17 protein-coding genes and 1 pseudogene are annotated in these 17,170 nt (G+C 66.5%); 9 read left to right on the top strand and 9 right to left on the bottom strand.

The window, feature by feature from the left end:
- Nucleotide 1: 1 nt before the first annotated feature.
- The 4 genes from CP557_RS06170 to CP557_RS06185 form a co-directional block, all read right to left on the bottom strand.
- Nucleotides 2-463 (bottom strand): PH domain-containing protein, encoded by a 462-nt coding sequence (locus CP557_RS06170; RefSeq protein WP_097379107.1) that lies wholly within the window; start codon nt 461-463, stop codon nt 2-4.
- Nucleotides 464-636: 173 nt separating this feature from the next.
- A complete protein-coding gene (locus CP557_RS06175; RefSeq protein ID WP_097379108.1) occupies nt 637-1,140 on the bottom strand; it encodes a universal stress protein in 504 nt (167 codons plus the stop codon).
- A gap of 250 nt (nt 1,141-1,390) precedes the next feature.
- Nucleotides 1,391-1,648: a BolA family protein gene (locus tag CP557_RS06180; RefSeq protein ID WP_097379109.1), complete on the bottom strand. Its 258-nt coding sequence runs from the start codon at nt 1,646-1,648 to the stop codon at nt 1,391-1,393.
- 153 nt (nt 1,649-1,801) lie between these two features.
- Nucleotides 1,802-2,128 carry a NifU family protein gene (locus CP557_RS06185; RefSeq protein ID WP_097379110.1) on the bottom strand — a complete coding sequence of 109 codons (327 nt, stop codon included), beginning with the start codon at nt 2,126-2,128 and terminating at the stop codon, nt 1,802-1,804.
- A 144-nt stretch (nt 2,129-2,272) separates the two neighbouring features.
- On the opposite strand from CP557_RS06185, the gene CP557_RS06190 reads away from it, so the two are divergent.
- The 5 genes from CP557_RS06190 (at nt 2,273) to CP557_RS06210 (ending at nt 7,802) form a co-directional block, all read left to right on the top strand.
- Nucleotides 2,273-2,788 carry a DUF7523 family protein gene (locus CP557_RS06190; RefSeq protein ID WP_245852918.1) on the top strand — a complete coding sequence of 172 codons (516 nt, stop codon included), beginning with the start codon at nt 2,273-2,275 and terminating at the stop codon, nt 2,786-2,788.
- A 174-nt stretch (nt 2,789-2,962) separates the two neighbouring features.
- Nucleotides 2,963-4,036: a patatin-like phospholipase family protein gene (locus CP557_RS06195; protein WP_097379112.1), complete on the top strand. Its 1,074-nt coding sequence runs from the start codon at nt 2,963-2,965 to the stop codon at nt 4,034-4,036.
- A 103-nt stretch (nt 4,037-4,139) separates the two neighbouring features.
- On the top strand, nt 4,140-5,654 hold the full coding sequence (cysS, locus tag CP557_RS06200; protein ID WP_097379113.1) for a cysteine--tRNA ligase: 1,515 nt from the start codon (nt 4,140-4,142) through the stop codon (nt 5,652-5,654).
- A gap of 220 nt (nt 5,655-5,874) precedes the next feature.
- Nucleotides 5,875-7,005, top strand: a complete 1,131-nt coding sequence (locus tag CP557_RS06205; RefSeq protein ID WP_097379114.1) for a sensor histidine kinase — start codon at nt 5,875-5,877, stop codon at nt 7,003-7,005.
- 86 nt (nt 7,006-7,091) lie between these two features.
- Complete coding sequence (locus CP557_RS06210) at nt 7,092-7,802, top strand: DUF6517 family protein (RefSeq protein ID WP_097379115.1); 711 nt, start codon at nt 7,092-7,094, stop codon at nt 7,800-7,802.
- A 248-nt stretch (nt 7,803-8,050) separates the two neighbouring features.
- Here the strand turns inward: CP557_RS06210 and CP557_RS06215 are convergent, their stop codons facing one another.
- From CP557_RS06215 to CP557_RS06230, 4 genes are all read right to left on the bottom strand, one after another.
- Nucleotides 8,051-9,094 carry a presenilin family intramembrane aspartyl protease PSH gene (locus CP557_RS06215; protein ID WP_097379116.1) on the bottom strand — a complete coding sequence of 348 codons (1,044 nt, stop codon included), beginning with the start codon at nt 9,092-9,094 and terminating at the stop codon, nt 8,051-8,053.
- 119 nt (nt 9,095-9,213) lie between these two features.
- On the bottom strand, nt 9,214-9,474 hold the full coding sequence (locus CP557_RS06220) for an H/ACA ribonucleoprotein complex subunit GAR1 (RefSeq protein ID WP_097379117.1): 261 nt from the start codon (nt 9,472-9,474) through the stop codon (nt 9,214-9,216).
- 1 nt (nt 9,475) lies between these two features.
- Complete coding sequence (srp19, locus tag CP557_RS06225; RefSeq protein WP_097379118.1) at nt 9,476-9,757, bottom strand: signal recognition particle subunit SRP19; 282 nt, start codon at nt 9,755-9,757, stop codon at nt 9,476-9,478.
- Between the two features lie 105 nt (nt 9,758-9,862).
- A complete protein-coding gene (locus CP557_RS06230) occupies nt 9,863-10,960 on the bottom strand; it encodes a PGF-CTERM-anchored ABC transporter substrate-binding protein (RefSeq protein ID WP_097379119.1) in 1,098 nt (365 codons plus the stop codon).
- A gap of 60 nt (nt 10,961-11,020) precedes the next feature.
- Here CP557_RS06230 and btuC point away from each other — a divergent pair, with 60 nt between their 5' ends.
- The 3 genes and pseudogenes from btuC (at nt 11,021) to gatE (ending at nt 15,517) form a co-directional block, all read left to right on the top strand.
- On the top strand, nt 11,021-12,118 hold the full coding sequence (btuC, locus tag CP557_RS06235) for a vitamin B12 ABC transporter permease BtuC (RefSeq protein WP_097379120.1): 1,098 nt from the start codon (nt 11,021-11,023) through the stop codon (nt 12,116-12,118).
- A 128-nt stretch (nt 12,119-12,246) separates the two neighbouring features.
- A pseudogene (locus tag CP557_RS06240) lies at nt 12,247-13,464 on the top strand (ATP-binding cassette domain-containing protein); the annotation flags it as partial.
- Nucleotides 13,465-13,600: 136 nt separating this feature from the next.
- Nucleotides 13,601-15,517 (top strand): Glu-tRNA(Gln) amidotransferase subunit GatE, encoded by a 1,917-nt coding sequence (gene gatE, locus CP557_RS06245; protein WP_097379122.1) that lies wholly within the window; start codon nt 13,601-13,603, stop codon nt 15,515-15,517.
- A 30-nt stretch (nt 15,518-15,547) separates the two neighbouring features.
- Here gatE and CP557_RS06250 read toward each other — a convergent pair whose 3' ends face one another.
- Nucleotides 15,548-16,030 (bottom strand): Lrp/AsnC family transcriptional regulator, encoded by a 483-nt coding sequence (locus CP557_RS06250; protein ID WP_097379123.1) that lies wholly within the window; start codon nt 16,028-16,030, stop codon nt 15,548-15,550.
- Between the two features lie 180 nt (nt 16,031-16,210).
- Between CP557_RS06250 and CP557_RS06255 the strand changes: the two genes are divergently transcribed.
- Nucleotides 16,211-17,161: a DMT family transporter gene (locus CP557_RS06255; RefSeq protein ID WP_097379124.1), complete on the top strand. Its 951-nt coding sequence runs from the start codon at nt 16,211-16,213 to the stop codon at nt 17,159-17,161.
- Nucleotides 17,162-17,170 lie beyond the last annotated feature (9 nt).

Below are 17,170 nucleotides of genomic sequence, written 5' to 3' on the forward strand. Positions count from 1 at the left end.
GTTAGACGGCGTCCTCAGCCTCGCTTTCGACGGCCAGTTCGCGAAGCGTGTCCTGCAGGTTCCGTGCTCGATCGGGCGTCAATCCCGGAATCCGAACGTCCGCGTTCCGGGAACCGGCCGTGTAGACCACGACGCTCGAGAGGCCGAGCACCCGCTCGACGGGCCCGAACTGCGTGTCGACGTGCTGGACGCGGACGAACGGGACGGCGGTCTCGACGAACGTGACGACGCCGCGCTCGAGATAGAGGGCGTCCGCTTGCAGTTCGAACCGCCAGGCCTGGTAACGGCGGACGGCGTAGCCGACGGCGAGAAGCAGTGCGACGGCGACGGCGGCCGCGATCGCGAGCGCCGGAACGGTGACTTGCCACTGGTCGAGGGCGACGAGAGCGACAGCGAGGACGACCGCCGCGATCGCGCCGCGGGCGATCCAGATGAGCCTGACGCGGGGATGGAGCGTCTCCATGCCCAAATCATGTCAACGTGGATATATAAACCCACGGTTCCGACGGGATCAGCGACCGTTGGGACAACCGGGGACGGCCACTGTTGGGCTCAGAAAACTCTGTCTGGCGGGCTGACGGGCCGGAAAGACGAGCGGCTGTCGGGGGCCCCGCGATGGGCGAGCGGACGCGAGAGTCAATCGTCGGCGGGGACCGTCAGGACCGGCACCGACGACGCCCGGCGGACGCGGTCGGTGACGCTGGTCGGCGAGAGGTACCGGCGGAGGCCGGTCCGGGTCGGTTCGCCGATCACGACGAGATCGATGTCGTTGTGGTCGGCATAGCGGGCGATCTCCGCGGCCGGATCGCCGTAGCGGAGCCGTTTCGAAACCGAGACGTCGGTCCCGACGGCCGCATCGCCGACCGCGTCGAGCGCCACCTCGGCGCTGTTTTCCCGACGCTCGACGACCACGTCCCAGCCGTCGACGGACGCGGTCATGCGGACGACCGACAGCGCGTCGACTCGAGCGCCGTGTCGGGCGGCCTCCGCGACCGCGGCCCTGCCGACCGAAGCGGGCGTCTCACCGTCGACCGCGACGAGAACGCGATCGAACCCACCTGCGTCGGTGGCTGCTGCGTTCGCTCGTTCCCGGCCGCCGATCCGGGTCGATTCGTCAGTTCCGTCCAACGTCGATGCCATACGTTACTATCCTGGCCGCACAATAATATAATTGTCCAGAAAAAATTGCAGATGGATTTGTTTTTTCACCCCGAGGGGCTAGATCGGCCCGCGCAGTCGTTTCATGGCGTGAAAGCGGCCGGCGTCGTCCCGATGGAACGGGCCGAGCGACCGCGCGTTCGATCCGTCCGTCGGTGCCCGGCGTGAGAGACGGTGACGAGACTGTGGGCGAAAGGGGCGGGAACGAACGGCGCGGTCTATTCGGTCCGGACTACTCGACCTCGAGCTCCGCGTACTCCTCGGGCGTGTACGTCGAGAGTTCGAGGGCGTGGATGTCGGTCGTCATGTGATCGCCCAGTGCGTCGTACACTTCCTGGTGTTGCTGGACGAGCGCCAGTCCATCGAACACCGGCGAGACGACCGTCGCGGCGAGGTGGTCCTCGTCATGTTCGTCCCGCGCGTGGGTGACCGTCGCGTCCGCGTCCTCGAGATTCGATTCGATGAGATCTTCGACGGCTGCTGGCTCCATACACGAAGAATACGGCGCTCGCGGCAAAAGCACCGCGGTCGCGGTCGATGAGACGGGCTGCTGTCACTGGGTCCCGGTACACCACCTTCAGCGGGTCGCGGCTGGGCCGGTACTGACTGGCAGGCGTCCGTATGAAGAGGGGCGGCTGTAGAGTCAAAACGGCGTATCGGGCGGGACATCCGGACCGGACGAACCCTGCTCGGCCAGCCCGTCGAGGCCGGTACTTACGGAGACGTGATCGATGCCGTCGATCTCGGCTGGCAGCCGTTGCTGGATCGCCTGGGTCGTCATCGGGCTGACGCCGCAGCCGCTACACGCACCGCTGAGATTGATCGAGACGCGGCGCTCGTCGAGATCGACGTCGGTGATCGACGAGTCGCCCCCGTGGAGCTCGATCTGGGGGAAGTTCCGTCGGAGGAACAGCGAGACGGCTTCGCGGACGGCGTCTTCGGGGGACTGTTCCGGTTCGGATTCGCTCATGGCTGTGACGAGGGACTCGAGCGATATATACTGCCGGGCGAACCGGTTCCACCGTCCCCCTCGAGTCGGTACGGACCGGAACACCCGGAGTCGTCGTGGCCGAAATGGCGCGATTTTATGCCGACTCGAAACGCGGTCCCCACCATGTCACTGGCAGCCGAGACGCGCCGAGCGGTCTCCCGGCATCCGTTCTTGCTGACCGCGCTGCGGGCCGACGTCGTCAACTACACCGCCGCCGCTCGGTTTCTCGCGGTCGAAGGGGAGCCCGACGCGATCGCGACGGCACTGCGGCGCTACGCCGACGAGTTGCCGAGCTACGAAACCGAGTCGCGAGACGTCCGCGTCCGAATGGAAAGCGGGATCGGCCCGCTCGAGGGCGAGGGGGAGACCACGATCGATGACGCGCTCGTCACCATCGGTGGCACGGCGTTCGGGCCCTGTGGCGGCGATCGGACCGCCATCGTCGCGACCGGCGACGTCGAACCGGCCGCTCTCGCAGCGGTGCTCGCGCGGCTTTCGGTTGCGGAGGTTTCCCCGAAAGCGGCGGGCGTCGCCGATGGAACGATAGTAATCGTGGTCGACCGCCTCGAGGGTGCAGACGCGCTTCGGACGGTCGAGGGGGCACTCGAGAACGTGGTGAGCCATCCGCCGCGAGAATAATATCGCCCCCTCGAGCGGAGCGTCGAGGGTTCTCCCCCGATAACGTCGCCGTGTCGACCGCGTCGAGACGGCGTTCGGGTGGCGACGGACCGAACCCGGAGTACTATCCACGTCTCGGATCGAGGTTCGTGCCCGGCAGCGCTTTCTTTGTTACTGACAGCTAACCGGGGACGTATGAGCGAACCGACAGCGTCGGTGACGTCCCGATCGAGCGAGGTGGACGATTCCAGCGGACTGAGCGACGACGACCGTGCGACTCCGACCCGCGTCGCGATCGCCTGCCAGGGCGGTGGCAGCCATACCGCGTTCGCCGCCGGCGTCCTCCGAACGTGGCTGTCGGACCGAGCGTGGGACGAGGAGTTCGAACTCGTGGGAATCAGCGGCACCTCCGGGGGCGCGTTCAACGCGCTCGCGGCCTGGTACGGATTGCTCTCCGCCGACGAACCGACGGCAGCCGATCTCCTCGAGTCCGTCTGGAACGATTTCGCGGCCGATGAGTATCCCGATCGGCTGTTCAACGAGTGGGTGGCGGCGTTCTCCCGGTTGGAGAGCACCGGCGCTGCGGTCCCGCAGGTGAGCCCGTACTACTCGCCGGTCTCGGAGCTGGGGAAAGCCCAGCTCTCCCGTATCCTCGAGCGACACGTCGACTTCGCGTCGATCCCGGATCTCACCGGCGCAGGGACGCCGGAACTCGTCGTCGGGACGGTCGACGTCCGGGGCGGTGAGTTCGAGACGTTCACCAACGAGGACGTGACGATCGACGCGGTCCTCGCGTCGGCTGCACTGCCGATGCTGTTCGAGGCCGTCGAAATCGATGGGACGGCACACTGGGACGGGCTGTTCTCTCAGAACCCGCCGATCAAGGACCTGGTATCGGGGCCCGTAGAGCGAACGCCCGAGGAATTGTGGGTGATCCAGATCAATCCACAGACCCGCGAGGACACTCCCACGACGCCGTTCGAGATCGCGGACCGGCGCAACGAACTCGCCGGAAACCTCTCGCTCAACCAGGAGCTGGCGGTCGTCGAGCGGATCAACCGGTGGATCGCCGAGGGCCACCTCGATCACCCACAGTACACGACCACGACGATCAGGCGGATCGAACTACAAGGCTATCACCACGCGAGCAAACTCGACCGGGATCCGGAGTTCATCGACGAGCTGTTACGTCACGGGGAGAATCGCGGACGCGAGTTCCTCGAGGGGCTCGAACTCGAGACCGATGTCACGTATCCGGCCCGAACCTGACAGCACAGGGCCGCCGAAGCCGCGCCAGCGCGGGCCACTTCCGCTCGAGGGTCCGACCGCTTCATCCAACCGTTTAACTACGGGCCGCAGGTAGACGTTCGTAATGACCCTGCACGTGACGAACACGTTGACGGGCACAACGGAGCCGTTCGAGCCACGGGATCCCGAAAACGTCCTGTTGTACTACTGTGGCCTGACGGTTTCGGACCCGCCACACCTGGGCCACGCACGCTCGTGGGTCCACGTCGACGTCATGCACCGCTGGCTCGAGCATCTCGGCTACGACGTTCGTCACGTCGAGAACTTCACCGACGTCAACGAGAAGATCGTCGCTCGCGTCGGCGAAGACGACCTCGGCGAGAGCGAGTCCGCGGTCGCCGAGAGCTACATCCAGCGGACGATCGACGATATGCGGTCGCTGAATCTGCTGCGTGCGGAAGTCTACCCCCGCGTCTCGGAGCACGTCCCGGAGATCATCGACCTCGTTGAGACGCTGATCGAGAAGGGCTACGCCTACGAGTCCAACGGCTCGGTCTACTTCGACGTGAGCAGTTTCGACGAGTACGGCAAGCTCTCGAATCAGGAGCTCGACGAGATCGAATCACAGGGGGACCCCGACGAGCGGACGGAGAAGCGCAATCCGGCGGACTTCGCGCTCTGGAAGGCCGGTGGCGTCGACCCCGACGCGGTCGAAGAGCACCGCCACGAGGGCGTCGACCACGGCGACGACCCGCCCGAGGGGCTGACCTGGGACGCGCCCTGGAGCGAGGGACGACCCGGCTGGCACATCGAATGCTCCGCGATGAGCATGACCCACTTGGACGAGACGCTGGACATCCACGTCGGCGGCCGGGATCTCGTCTTCCCACACCACGAAAACGAGATCGCCCAATCGGAAGCCGCGACGGACCAGCAGTTCGCCAACTACTGGCTCCACTGCGAACTGTTCCAGATGGACGAGGAAAAGATGTCCTCGAGCCTGGGGAACTTCGTCACGGTCGCGGAAGCGATCGATCGCTGGGGGGCGAACGTCATGCGAACGTTCCTGACGGCCGGCTCGTATAATAGCAAACAGCTCTATTCGGACGAGACCATCGCCGAGGCCCAGGAACGCTGGGACCAACTCGAGCGAGGCTACGAGGCGGCCCTCGAAGCCCTGGACTCCCCGGCGGCGAGTTCGAAGGCCGATGACGGGGCCTTGCGTGGGGAAATCGAGGGCGCGCGGGAGGCGTTCACGACCGCGATGAACGACGACTTCAACACGCGCGAAGCTCAGTCCGCACTGCTGTCGATCACGACGGCGATCAACCGACACCTCGAGGCGGTCGACGAGGGCCGTGACGGCGTCGACGACTACGATTACAGGGGGCTTCGGCGGGCCGTCGAGACCCTCGAGGAACTCGGCGGCGTGCTCGGCCTCAGCTTTACGGGCGAGACGACGGGCTCCGCGGAACTCGCGGGCGACGTCGTCGACCTCGTCCTCGCGGTCCGCGAGCGGGAACGGGAGGCCGGCAACTACGAGCGCGCCGACGAGCTCCGCGACGAACTCGAGGCGCTGGGAATCGAAGTCCAGGACACGGACGACGGATCGACGTACCGGCTACCGTCGGGCGAGTAATCGGTTCCGGTCGCCCGATCGGTGGGGCCGCTCGTCTCGAACGGCGATCACAAACGGATGATTGTCCCGGCTGCTACCGACGGACGGAGTGATTCGCCGGGATCTCGGCGTATTCAAAGAGCAGTGGCTGCTGAAGTATACCCGACCCACCGTTAGTTCACGCGTTCCGACCGTGTGGTCGGTGACACCGCTCAAGTAGGTGGCGCTCCGACCACCACCAATGAGACGGACAGGTTCGTTCGTCGCTGCCGGGTTCGACGCCCTGCCCGCACGCGTCGCGATTCTCGACGATCAGGGAACGATCGTCTACACGAACGCGTCGTGGAACTCGTTTGGAACGGAACAGGGATTGGCCGAAGAGGCGGGTGGCGTCGGGAGCAACTACCTCGCGGTCTGTGAGGACAGCGACGACGCCGATGCGACTGCGACCGCACGCGGGATTCGAGCAGTTATCGACGGGGATCGCGAGGAGTTCTCCCTCGAGTACCCCTGCCATACGCCGGCGGCGGAGGGCTGGTACATGATGCGGGCGACGCCCTACGAGACCGACGGCGAGGAGTTCGTCCTGGTCATGCACGTCGACATCACCGAGCGACGGCGACTCGAGGAACGGACTCGGGAGCAGGCCGACAGGATGGAGGCGTTCGCAAAGTTGCTCTCCCACGACCTCCGCAACCCGTTGTCGGTCGCACTGGCGCAGGCAGAGACGGTCGCGCAGAACGACGATATCGATCTCGGGGCCGCGGACGGCGAGGGGAACGCGTTGCGCTCCTCGCTCGAACGCATGGAAGCGATCATCGACGACGCGCTGGCGCTCGTGACGATCGACGACGTCGAAGAGACGGAACCGATCCCGCTCGCGGCGGCCGTCGAAACTGCGTGGGCTACCGTCCGGACGGAATCGGCGAGCGTCTCGGTCGTCGAGGACGTCGCGATCCGTGGGAACGCCTCGCTCGTGAGTCATCTCTTCGAGAACCTGTTCCGAAACGCCGTCGAACACGCCGGCACCGATACCGTGATCGAGATCGGGGCGCTCGAATCGGAGCGCGGGACCGAGACCGCGACCGATGCGACGCGGGACGGGGACTCGCTTGAGCAAGCGGTCGCGGCCCGACCGGATGCGCTGGCCGCCCTCGATGGGTTCTATGTCGAAGACGACGGCCCAGGGATTCCGGCTGACCAACGCGAGCAGGTGTTCGAGTCGGGATACTCGAGCGCGGGCGGATCGGGCTTTGGCCTCGCGATCGTTCGGGAGGTTGCCGACGCACACGGCTGGTCGGTTTCGGCGACGGCGGGGAGCGACGGCGGGGCCAGATTCGAGATTCGGGGCGTCTCGATGGTCGAGCTATAAGCGGCCACTGCAACGCTCGAGACGGTCATCACGGAGTGAAGACCACCGGGGCGCTTATTCCTTCGACGCTGGTCGGAGTGAGTGAGATGAAACGACGGCTGTTCATCGGGGTACTCGCGGCCGGTGGTGTCGGCACGGCGGCTGGCTGCCTCAGCGGGATCGCCGACGAGGCGACGACGTTTACCGCGGCGCCGGCCCTTGTCGACGAAGACGCGGCCAGTGAGGTCGGCTACGAGTACCAGGGGACCAGAAGACGGGTCGACGAGGAGCAAGTCGGCGGCGAAGACATCGAGGCGACGAGCTATCTCAGTCTGTACGACCGATCGATCGAGCTGCCGACCGAGCAGTTCGGCGACGACCCGCTCCGAGCCGGCGTGTTCGGCGTGATCACGACGCCACAGGTCAGCATCGCCGGCGAGGATTTCAACCCCGTCAGCGACCTCTCGAACAGGGAGCTCGCCGACCGGATCCAGGGCCACTACGAGGGACTCGAGCTCGACCGCGCCGTCGGGGGTCGCGCGCTCGAGGCGCTTGGCGAGCGGTTTCCGATCCAGTCGTACGGCGGCACGGCGACCCTACAGGATCAGTACGCGGTCGACGTGACGCTGGACATCGTCCAACGCGAGCACGAGGACGATCACATCGTCGTCGCGGCCATCTATCCCGCCGCCGACCTGCTCCCCGAGGGGCCCGAACAACCGCGAATCGATACCCTGGTCCAGGGCCTCGAGAGCTACGACGACCTCGAGGTCGAAATCGTCGAGGGCGGCGACTGGAACGGGAGCAACGACTCGTGAGCCGCCTAGGGGTCACGCCGAGGGGGTCGTGCTGTTCAGCCCGTCAGCCGCCGTCGCGTCGATGCGAGCCATCACTGGCGGGTCGTTTCCCGAGGTTCGCCGTGGAGATCGATCGGCGTCTCACGCTCGCGGGGCGACTGCGTACCGATCTCCAGCCGGTTGCTTCGAGTACCTTCCACCCGTCGACTGCAGAGTCGAATCGGACCACACCGTCGGATTCGACCCTGCAGTACAGGCGTGGACCGCCACTAAAGGCCGAGCGCAGTCGCGATCGGGAGGCCGGCGGCGAGCGCACCGAGCAGATAGCCACCGATCGCCCCGCCGTTGAGCAGCGGCAACCCGGCGTGTGCGCGTCCCTCGAGGACCATGTACATGAGCACGAGCAGTCCGGCGAGCGTCCCGAGGAGCGCACCGAGTGCCGGCAGGTTCACCGCGAGCCCGGGAACTGCGAGCACGCCGGCATCGAGGAAGGCGGCCGCGCTGGCGGCGAGTACCGTCGGAATGACGGCATCGCCGAGCCCGATGAAGAGCGCATCGCGATCGAGTGTGCCTCCCTCGTCCTGGCTATCGGTGTCGGCATCGGTGCGGTCGGTCTCGACGGCGTCCGTGTGCTCGTCGGCGGCAGCGTCGCTGGTCTCGACGCCGCCGTCCTCGAGGACGTCGTCGGTGCTGCCGGCGTCGAGATAGGAGTAGGAAAGGGTCATCGGGACGACGAGGACGACGGGGATCTTGAGGTCCATGACGCCCTCGGCGAGGTCGAGCATGTGTTCGGTGCCGTAGACGCTGATCGCGTCGTAGACGGCGAGCACCGAGAGCAAGAGGAGCGCCGGGAGGGGACCGAAGCTGATCCCGAAGAGGGCGGCAGCACCGGCACCCATCACGATCCCAGCGCCGTCGATGACGTACCACTCCGGATACCACAGGAGGGCCGCGCCGACGGCCAGCGACGCACCGATCGCGAGCCCGGCTGCGATCCTCGCCGAGACGAGTGACCCGACCACCGCCGGGACGAGTTCGGCGAAGACGTACCACGAGATCATCACGCTGACGGCGACGAGCAAGAGCCTGATGAGCCAGTCGAGGTCGTACTTGAAGGCGGCGAGCATGAGCCCGGTCGCGACGAGCATGACGCCGACGTAGAGGATGCTGTTGGTCGGATCCTCCGGGTTCTCGACGGCCTGCCGTTCCGATTCGGTGAACGGCTCGACGAGCGCCAGTGCGCCGAGTTGGATGCCGAGAAAGAGGACGACCGTCACGCCGACGGCTGCGAGGATCCGGGTCCGATCGTTCATGCCGCGGCGTTTGCACCCCGCTCCTATTGGCTTTTCCACTTCCAGGTCACCGAAACAAGAGCGCCCACCACCGGACCGAACCAGCACGGCGACCGCGGCAGGCGGCCCGGAACGACGGGTTACCGCGCGTACAGCGTCGAGCCGACCAGCGACGGCAGGTGGACGCCTGCATCCGGCGTCACCGCCAGGTACGGTCTCGAGACGGGGCCGAAGACGTCGACGACGCGGCCGACCTCCTCGAGGTCGTCGTCGATGACCATCGTCCCGATATCGTCACGGTGGCCGTCGATATCGGTGGCACTCTCGCCGCCGTCGACCTCGTCCGCCCGCAGGATTGCGAGCCCCTGCGCGGTACGGACGACTGTGCCGACTCGATGCATGTTACTCACGCATCGCGACGACGTACGCCGCGACGGCCTGGACGAGGTCGTTTTTCGTCGAGTCGTCGGCCCCGCGGACGACGACCCGGCCCCGGTCGGCCCACGGCTCCCGCGAGTAGGCTTTGTCCCGCTCGATCGTGGCGTCGTACCCGATCTGTTGGACGGCCTTCGCGATCTCGTCGACCGTCGGTTCCTCGACTGCCAGATCCTCGGCCACGCGCCGGCCCTCGGCCCGCGAGAGGTCCGCATCGAGATAGGCGGGCCAGATGACGTTCTCGACCATGCGCTTCCCTGGGAGGTCCGGCGAGTAAACCCTTTTCAAAACGATACGTCGGAGCGAGACGGGAGATCGAACCGAGAGAATCGGGGACGACGGCGAAAGACGGGATTAGCGCCGCCGCGCAACGAAACCGGTAGCAGCCACCAGCGCGACCAGAGCGGCGGCGACACCGAAGCCGGGCATGCTCTCACCGCTCGCATCGTCGTCACTCCCGTCGGCTGTCCCCGTGTCGCCCTCGTCAGCGGCTTCCGTACCGCCCCCGTCAGCCGCCTCGAGTTCCTCGCTCGCCTGCTCGTAGGCCTCGGGATGGACCGTTTCGACGATGTCGACGATCGCGTAGACGACCTGCGGTGCGGGCTGGCTGATGTGATTCGCGTTGACGGCGTGGACGTTGCCTTCTTGGGACGCCGTCGTCGCCTCGATGGTCTCGTGGATCGGCGGCTCGTCCCTGTCGTCGGGGTAGATGATCCAATCGGGATTCTCGGCGACGACCGTTTCGGGGTTGATTTGCCCGTAGGACGCGATCCCCTCGCGTTCGGCGACGTTTTCGACACCGCCCGTCGTGAGGACTTCGTGGATGAACGTCTCCGCTCCGGCAGTATAACCGTCACCCATCGCGTAGTACGCCAGCGGTCGGTCTTCCCCCTCGAGCGTCCGGTCGACGATCTCGAGTTGCTCGTCCATCCAGTCGACCGTTTCCTCGGCTCCGTCGCACTCGCCGGTGAGTTGGCCGACCGTCCGGACGTTGTCGCGAACGTCGTCGATCGATCCGGCATCGTCGAAGTGGTAGACGGTGAGCCCGGCGTTGCGGAGTTGCTCGACGTTTTGGCCGTCCGTCGCGTTGGCGGCCAGGACGAGGTCGGGGTCGAGGTCGATCACCCGCTCGGGAACGAGCTGGTAGGTATCGGTGACGGGCGTTCGATCGCCGAGTGGCAGATCGCTCGTCGCCGGGTTGTCGGGCATGCCGACGAGCCGATCCTCGGCACCGATTTCGAACACCGTCTGGGCGTCGCTGGGCTGGAGCGCCACGACCGAGTCGGGTGCCTCCTCGAGCGTAATCGTCTCGCCCGTGGCGTCGGTCACCTCGAGTGGGAACTCACAGTCGACGGTCGATTCCGCGTCGCCGTTCGACTGCCCGGCTGCAACGGGAGCGAACGCCGAGACGGCGATCAGGATGGCCAAGAGAACGGGCTGGTATCGTCGCATCGCTCCAACCTCCACCCCACTTCAACAAATATTTGCCTACTGCAAGATTGGTTGTTGAGTATGTACCGACCGGCCCGAACGGCGGCGTGGTCGGCAGCACTGGTCGTCGTGCTCGTCGTCGTCGTGCTCGCCAGCGCCGCACTCGGCCCGGTCAGGATCGACCTCGTGACGGTCGCGATGGCGATGTTGAACGCGATCGTCGTCCCCGCGGGCGTGACGGTCGGCAGCGTCTCGGTTCCCGTCCTCGACCTCTCCGTTCCGGTTCCGGCACTCGAGTACGCCGCGATCTTTTCGTTCGACGTGCCGGCGACCCGCCAGATCATCGTGGAGAGGGTTCGACTCCCCCGAATCGCGCTCGCGGCGACGGTCGGACTCGCACTCGCCACAGCGGGGACGGTGATGCAGGGGTTCTTTCGAAATCCGCTCGCGGACCCGTCGATCATCGGGGTGTCCTCCGGTGCCGCCGCGGGCGCGGTCGCCGCGATCGCGTTTCCCGCGGTAATCCCGTTCGGTGGCCTCCACCTCTCGGCGTTCGTCGGCGCGCTCGGAACCGCGTTTCTCGTCTACGCGATCGCGACCGACGGCGGTCGGACGCCGGTCGCGACGCTGTTGCTGGCCGGCGTCGCGGTCCAGGCCTTCCTCGGCGCGATGATTTCCTACATGCTCGTCCACAGCGGCGACTCGCTGCGGGAAGCCGTCTTCTGGATGATGGGGCATCTCAACAACAGCCAGTGGGGCGACGTGGCGTTCGCCCTCCCGATCACGCTGGTCGGCGTCCTCGTTTTGTGTGCGTTCAGACGGGAGTTGAACGTCCTCCTGCTCGGCGAAGAGGACGCTCACCACCTCGGCATCGAAGTCGAACGCACCAAACTGCTCTTGCTCGCGCTCGCGAGCGTCATCACCGCTGCCGGCGTCGCGGTCGCGGGCATCATCGGCTTCGTCGGGCTCGTCGTCCCACACGTCATGCGGCTCATCGTCGGGCCGGACCACCGGATCCTGTTGCCGACCAGCGCGCTCGCCGGCGCGTCGTTCCTGGTCGCGACCGACACGATCGCCCGGACCGGCCCCGCCGTCGTCCCGGTCGGAATCATCACGGCGGCGCTTGGCGCTCCGTTCTTCCTCTTCTTGCTCACCCGACGGGAGGTGCAATCGCTGTGACGGGGCCCGAACGGATCCCCGCCGAGCGCTCGCCGGATACCGATTCCCGTTCGGCTCCCGACCCGACGACGATTACGATCGACGACTGCTCGCTCGCGTTCGGCGATCTCTCGGTGCTCGAGGGGATCTCCCTCACGATCGAGCCCGGCGAGTTCGTCGGTATCATCGGACCCAACGGGGCCGGGAAGACTACGCTGTTGCGGGCGATCAGCGGCGCGATCGAGCCCGATTCGGGAACGGTACGGATCGACGGCGTCGACGTTCACGGCGTCTCCTCGCGAGCCTCGAGTCGGCTCGTCTCCGTCGTGCCCCAGGACACGTCGCTCTCGTTTTCCTTCCCGGTCCGCGACGTCGTCGAGATGGGACGCCATCCACACCGCTCGCGGTTCTCCTCGCCGGGGCCCGACGACCGCGCCGCGGTCGAGCGCGCCCTCGAGCGGACCCGCACGGCCGAGTTGGCCGACCGGCCGATCGACGAGATCAGCGGCGGCCAGCGACAGCGCGTCGTGCTCGCGCGCGCGATCGCCCAGGAAACGCCGGTCATGGTGCTCGACGAACCGACGGCGAGTCTCGACATCAATCATCAGGTCGAAACCCTCGAGCTCGTCCGCGAACTGGTCGCGGAGGGACGGACCGTGGTCGCGGCGATTCACGATCTGGACCTGGCTGCCCGGTACTGCGATCGCCTCGTGCTGCTCGCCGACGGAGCCGTTTCGAGGGACGGCTCGCCGTCGAACGTGTTGACCGGCGACGCACTCGCCGACTCGTTCGACGCGAACGCAGTCGTGACGCCGAACCTGGTGACGGGAACCGAAACGGTGACCGCGTTCGCAGCCGACCGCGGGACGGGGGCGCTCCCGAATCGCGTGCACGTACTCGGCTCCGGCTCCGCCGCTGCCGGCGTCCTCGCCCGGCTCGAAGCGGCCGGAGTCGACCCATCGGTCGGCCCGGTCTCGAGCGGCGACGCCGCGGCCGAGACGGCTCGCTCGCTCGGCGTCGACGTCGTCGAGACCGAACCGTTCGCACCGCTCTCGTCGGCGGAACGGGACAGCGTCGAGACGCTGATTCGGGACGCCAGCGTGACGGTCCTCGCCGATTTCGTGGTCGGAGCCGGGACCCAGGCGCTTCTCGAGACCCTCGACGGGTCGGAGTCGCTCGTCCTGATCGAAACGCGGCCGTTCGCCGACCGGAATTTCGCCGGCGGAGCCGCTCGAGAACGCTACGAGGGCTATCGCGAGCGTGCGATCGAGGTGCCAGGGAGTCGCGTGCTCGAGGGGGTGACAGCGGCGCGCAGGAACCGCTCGCGCTCGCAGTCGTCGACGTCGATCGATTCGACCGACGGCTGAGACGGTCCCCTGTCCGTATGAACGGAGTCGGAGCGACCGAGTCGGTGCCGGTCGATGCGGAGCGGGACTCCCGACGGAACGGGTCGGCGAGGCGGACTGGACGGTTTTTTACCCCTCCGCCACCGAGTGGCCGCCAATGACCGAGTACGATTACGAGGCCCTCGGACTCGTCGCCGGGCTGGAGATCCACCAGCAACTCGATACGGCGACGAAGCTGTTCTGCCAGTGTCCGACCGAGCTCCGCGACCCCGACGCGTCGACGCGTCGGTTTACGCGCTACCTTCACCCCACCCGGAGCGAACTGGGCGAACTCGACGACGCCGCCGTCGAGGAGAGCAGAGTCGACCGCGAGTTCGAGTACCTGGCCTACGACACAACCTGTCTCGTCGAGGAGGACGACGAGCCGCCCCACGAACTCGACGCGGAGGCCCTCGAGACGACCCTCGAGGTCGCCCAGCTGATGGACATGCACCCGGTCGATCAGGCCCACGTCATGCGCAAGATCGTCGTCGACGGCTCGAACACGACGGGCTTCCAGCGGTCGTCGCTGATCGCGACCGACGGCGAGATCGAGACCAGCGAGGGCACCGTCGGGATCGAGGACATGCTCCTCGAGGAGGAGAGCGCCCAGCGCGTCGCAGAAACTGACGACGGGGTGCGCTACAGCCTCGATCGGTTGGGGATTCCGCTCGTCGAGATCGGGACGAGTCCGGACATCTCCTCGCCCGAACAGGCCCTCGAGGCGGCCGAACGGATCGGCATGTTGCTGCGCTCGACGGGCAAGGTCAAGCGTGGACTGGGGACGATCCGTCAGGACGTCAACGTCTCCATCGAGGACGGCGCTCGCGTCGAGATCAAGGGCGTCCAGAGCCTCGACGACATCGACGACATCGTGCGCAACGAGGTCGCCCGACAGGCCGAACTGGTCGAGATCCGGGACGAACTCGCGGATCGCGACGCGTCGGTCGGGGACGTAGAGGACGTGACCGGGGTCTTCGAGGACACCGACAGCGGCGTCATTGCGGGGGCACTGAACGCCGGTGGATCCGTCACGGCGGTCCCGCTCTACGGGTTCGACGGGATCGTGGGTCGCGAAATCGCCCCCGACCGCCGGCTCGGGACCGAACTCTCGGATCACGCGAAGCGCCACGGTGCGGGCGGGATCTTCCATACCGACGAATTGCCCGCGTACGGGGTCACGGAGGACGAGGTCGTTGCCCTGCGCGAGGCGGTCGGTGCCGGTCCCGAGGACGCCGTCGCGATCGTCGCCGCCGAGACCGAGATCGCGGAAGCCGCCATCGAAGCCGCCGCGGAGCGTGCGGAAACCGCACTCGAGGCCGTTCCGGAGGAGACCCGCGGCGCGAACGACGACGGGACGACCCGCTACCTGCGACCGCTGCCCGGCGCGGCGCGGATGTACCCCGAGACGGACGTGCCGCCCGTGGAGCCGGATCCGAGCGAGGTTCCCGAACCGGAACTGCTGACCGAAAAAGTCGACCGCTACCAGGAGGAGTACGATCTCGGCGAGGGGCTGGCCGAGCAGGTCGCCTACGGCAAGTACATGCCCCTGTTCGAGGACGTCGTGGCCGAGGGGATCTCCGCGAGCGATGCGAGCGGAGGCTCGTCGGACTCGTCCGACGGCGTCGATCCGACGCTGGCCGCGACGACGCTCGAGTCGACGCTGACGGAACTCCGGCGCGACGACGTCCCCGTCGAGAATCTGACCGACGAACACCTCAACGGCGTCCTCGAGATGGTCGAAGACGGCGACCTCCCCAACGAGGGCGTGGGGGATCTGCTGACGGCGCTGGCGGAAGCGCCGGACCGAGCCCCCGAAGAAGCGGCCGAGGAGGAAGGTCTCGGCGGTGCCGACGAGGGGGAGGTTCGCGAGGCCGTCGTCGAGGTCGTCGAGCGCAACGAGGCCCAAGTCACGGAAGAAGGCATGCAAGCCTTTTCCGGGCTCATGGGCGAGTGCATGGGCGCGCTTCGCGGGAAAGCTGACGGCGACCTCGTGAGCGAACTCCTGCGCGAGGAAATTCAGAAGCGAGCGTAACGCCGGTCCCGATCGGGCTGGGACCGATTTTCACTCGTCAGTCAGTTCCTCGAGCAGCGTCTCTAACTCGTAGCTCTGGAGCGCGTCCCGTTCTTCGATCGCCGAGATGACGAACGTCGAGTCGGTTCGTTCGACGCCCTCGAGTTGTTCGAACTCGGCGATCAGGCGTTCGACCATGCCGCTATCGCTCAGGCGTGCAACGACGATGAAGTCCGTCTCGCCCATCGTGAAGTAGACGTTCGTGACCCCTTCGACGGTCAGGAGCCGGTCCGCGAACGACTCGTAGGAGCCCTGATAGTCCGCGTGCACCTCGATCAGGACGGTAACGCCCAGCCCGAGTTCCTCGAGATCGATATCGTAGCGGTCGTTCTCGATGATTCCCTCCTCCCGGAGGTTGTTGAGACGATAGTGGATCGTCGAGATCGGGATGTCGGTCGCCTCGTGGAGCCGTTCGGGGCTCCCGGTCTCGAGTTCGGCGATCGCCTTGAGGAGGCGCACGTCGCGTTCGTCCATAGGACGAGGTTCGATCCCGACCGATATGTGTTTTCCGACCGATGTAATTGGATATTTCTCCAACGAGAACCCTTTCTGTGGTGGCCGATTCGGAATATATTCATATGTGTGATTTTTGGTTCCCAAAACGCCGCAGGATTGTAGAAGGATGTAAATACGACCGTGATTTCCGAATGGAATATGAGTACAATCGATTTGGTTCCAGATGGGTACCGCGAAGCGGTGCTCTTTTCGATACTCGCGCTGTGCTGGGGGAGTTCGTTCGTCGCGATCGAGATCGGACTCGAGTACGTTCCGCCGCTCCTGTTCGCCGGCTTTCGGTACGCGATCGCGGGCGCGATCGTCTTCGCATACGCGGCCGTGGTGAACGATCGGGTTCGACCGGCGGGCCGAGGGGAGTGGGCGGCAGTTGCCGTCGCCGGCACGTTCGTCATCGCGCTCTATCACGGCCTGTTGTATCTCGGCGAACTGTACGTTTCGGGCGCGGTCGCGGCAACGATCGTCAGCACGGCCCCGATCCTGACGGCAGGGTTCGCCGGCGTGGTGCTTCCGGAGGAGCGGCTGGCACCCGCCGGGATCGCGGGCTTCGTGCTCGGTCTGGTGGGCGTGATCGCCGTCGTCCAGCCGTCGTCGGCCGCGCTCGGGAGCGACGTGACCGTCGGCGCTACCCTCGTGTTCGGCTCGGCCGTCGCGTTCGCACTCGGGAGCGTCCTCGTCCGCCCGATCGACTCGGCGCTGCCGATCGAGACGCTCCAGGCGTGGGCGATGCTCATCGGGGCCGGCGTGTTGCTCGGCTGGGCGTTCCTGCGTGGGGAGTCGGTTGCAGCGATCGAACTGACGTCGGCGACGGTGCTCTCGTTTGCCTACCTGACGCTCGTCTCCGGCGTGTTCGCGTTCTTCCTCTACTTCGAACTGCTCGAGCGAACCGGCGCGACGCAGGTCATCCTCGTCAGCTACGCCGAGCCGGTGGTCGCGATGGGGGTGAGCTGGGTCGCGCTGGGATATCTCGTCGATTCGCTCACGCTGGTCGGCCTGGTGACGATCCTCGCGGGTTTCGTCATGATCAAACGCGAGGCACTGCGGTCCGTGCTTCGCTCGGCTCTCGGAGGGGCGTCCTCCACGACTCCGTGATCGTCCCAA

It is taken from the genome of Natrinema ejinorense (assembly GCF_002494345.1).
Lineage (GTDB): Archaea > Halobacteriota > Halobacteria > Halobacteriales > Natrialbaceae > Natrinema > Natrinema longum.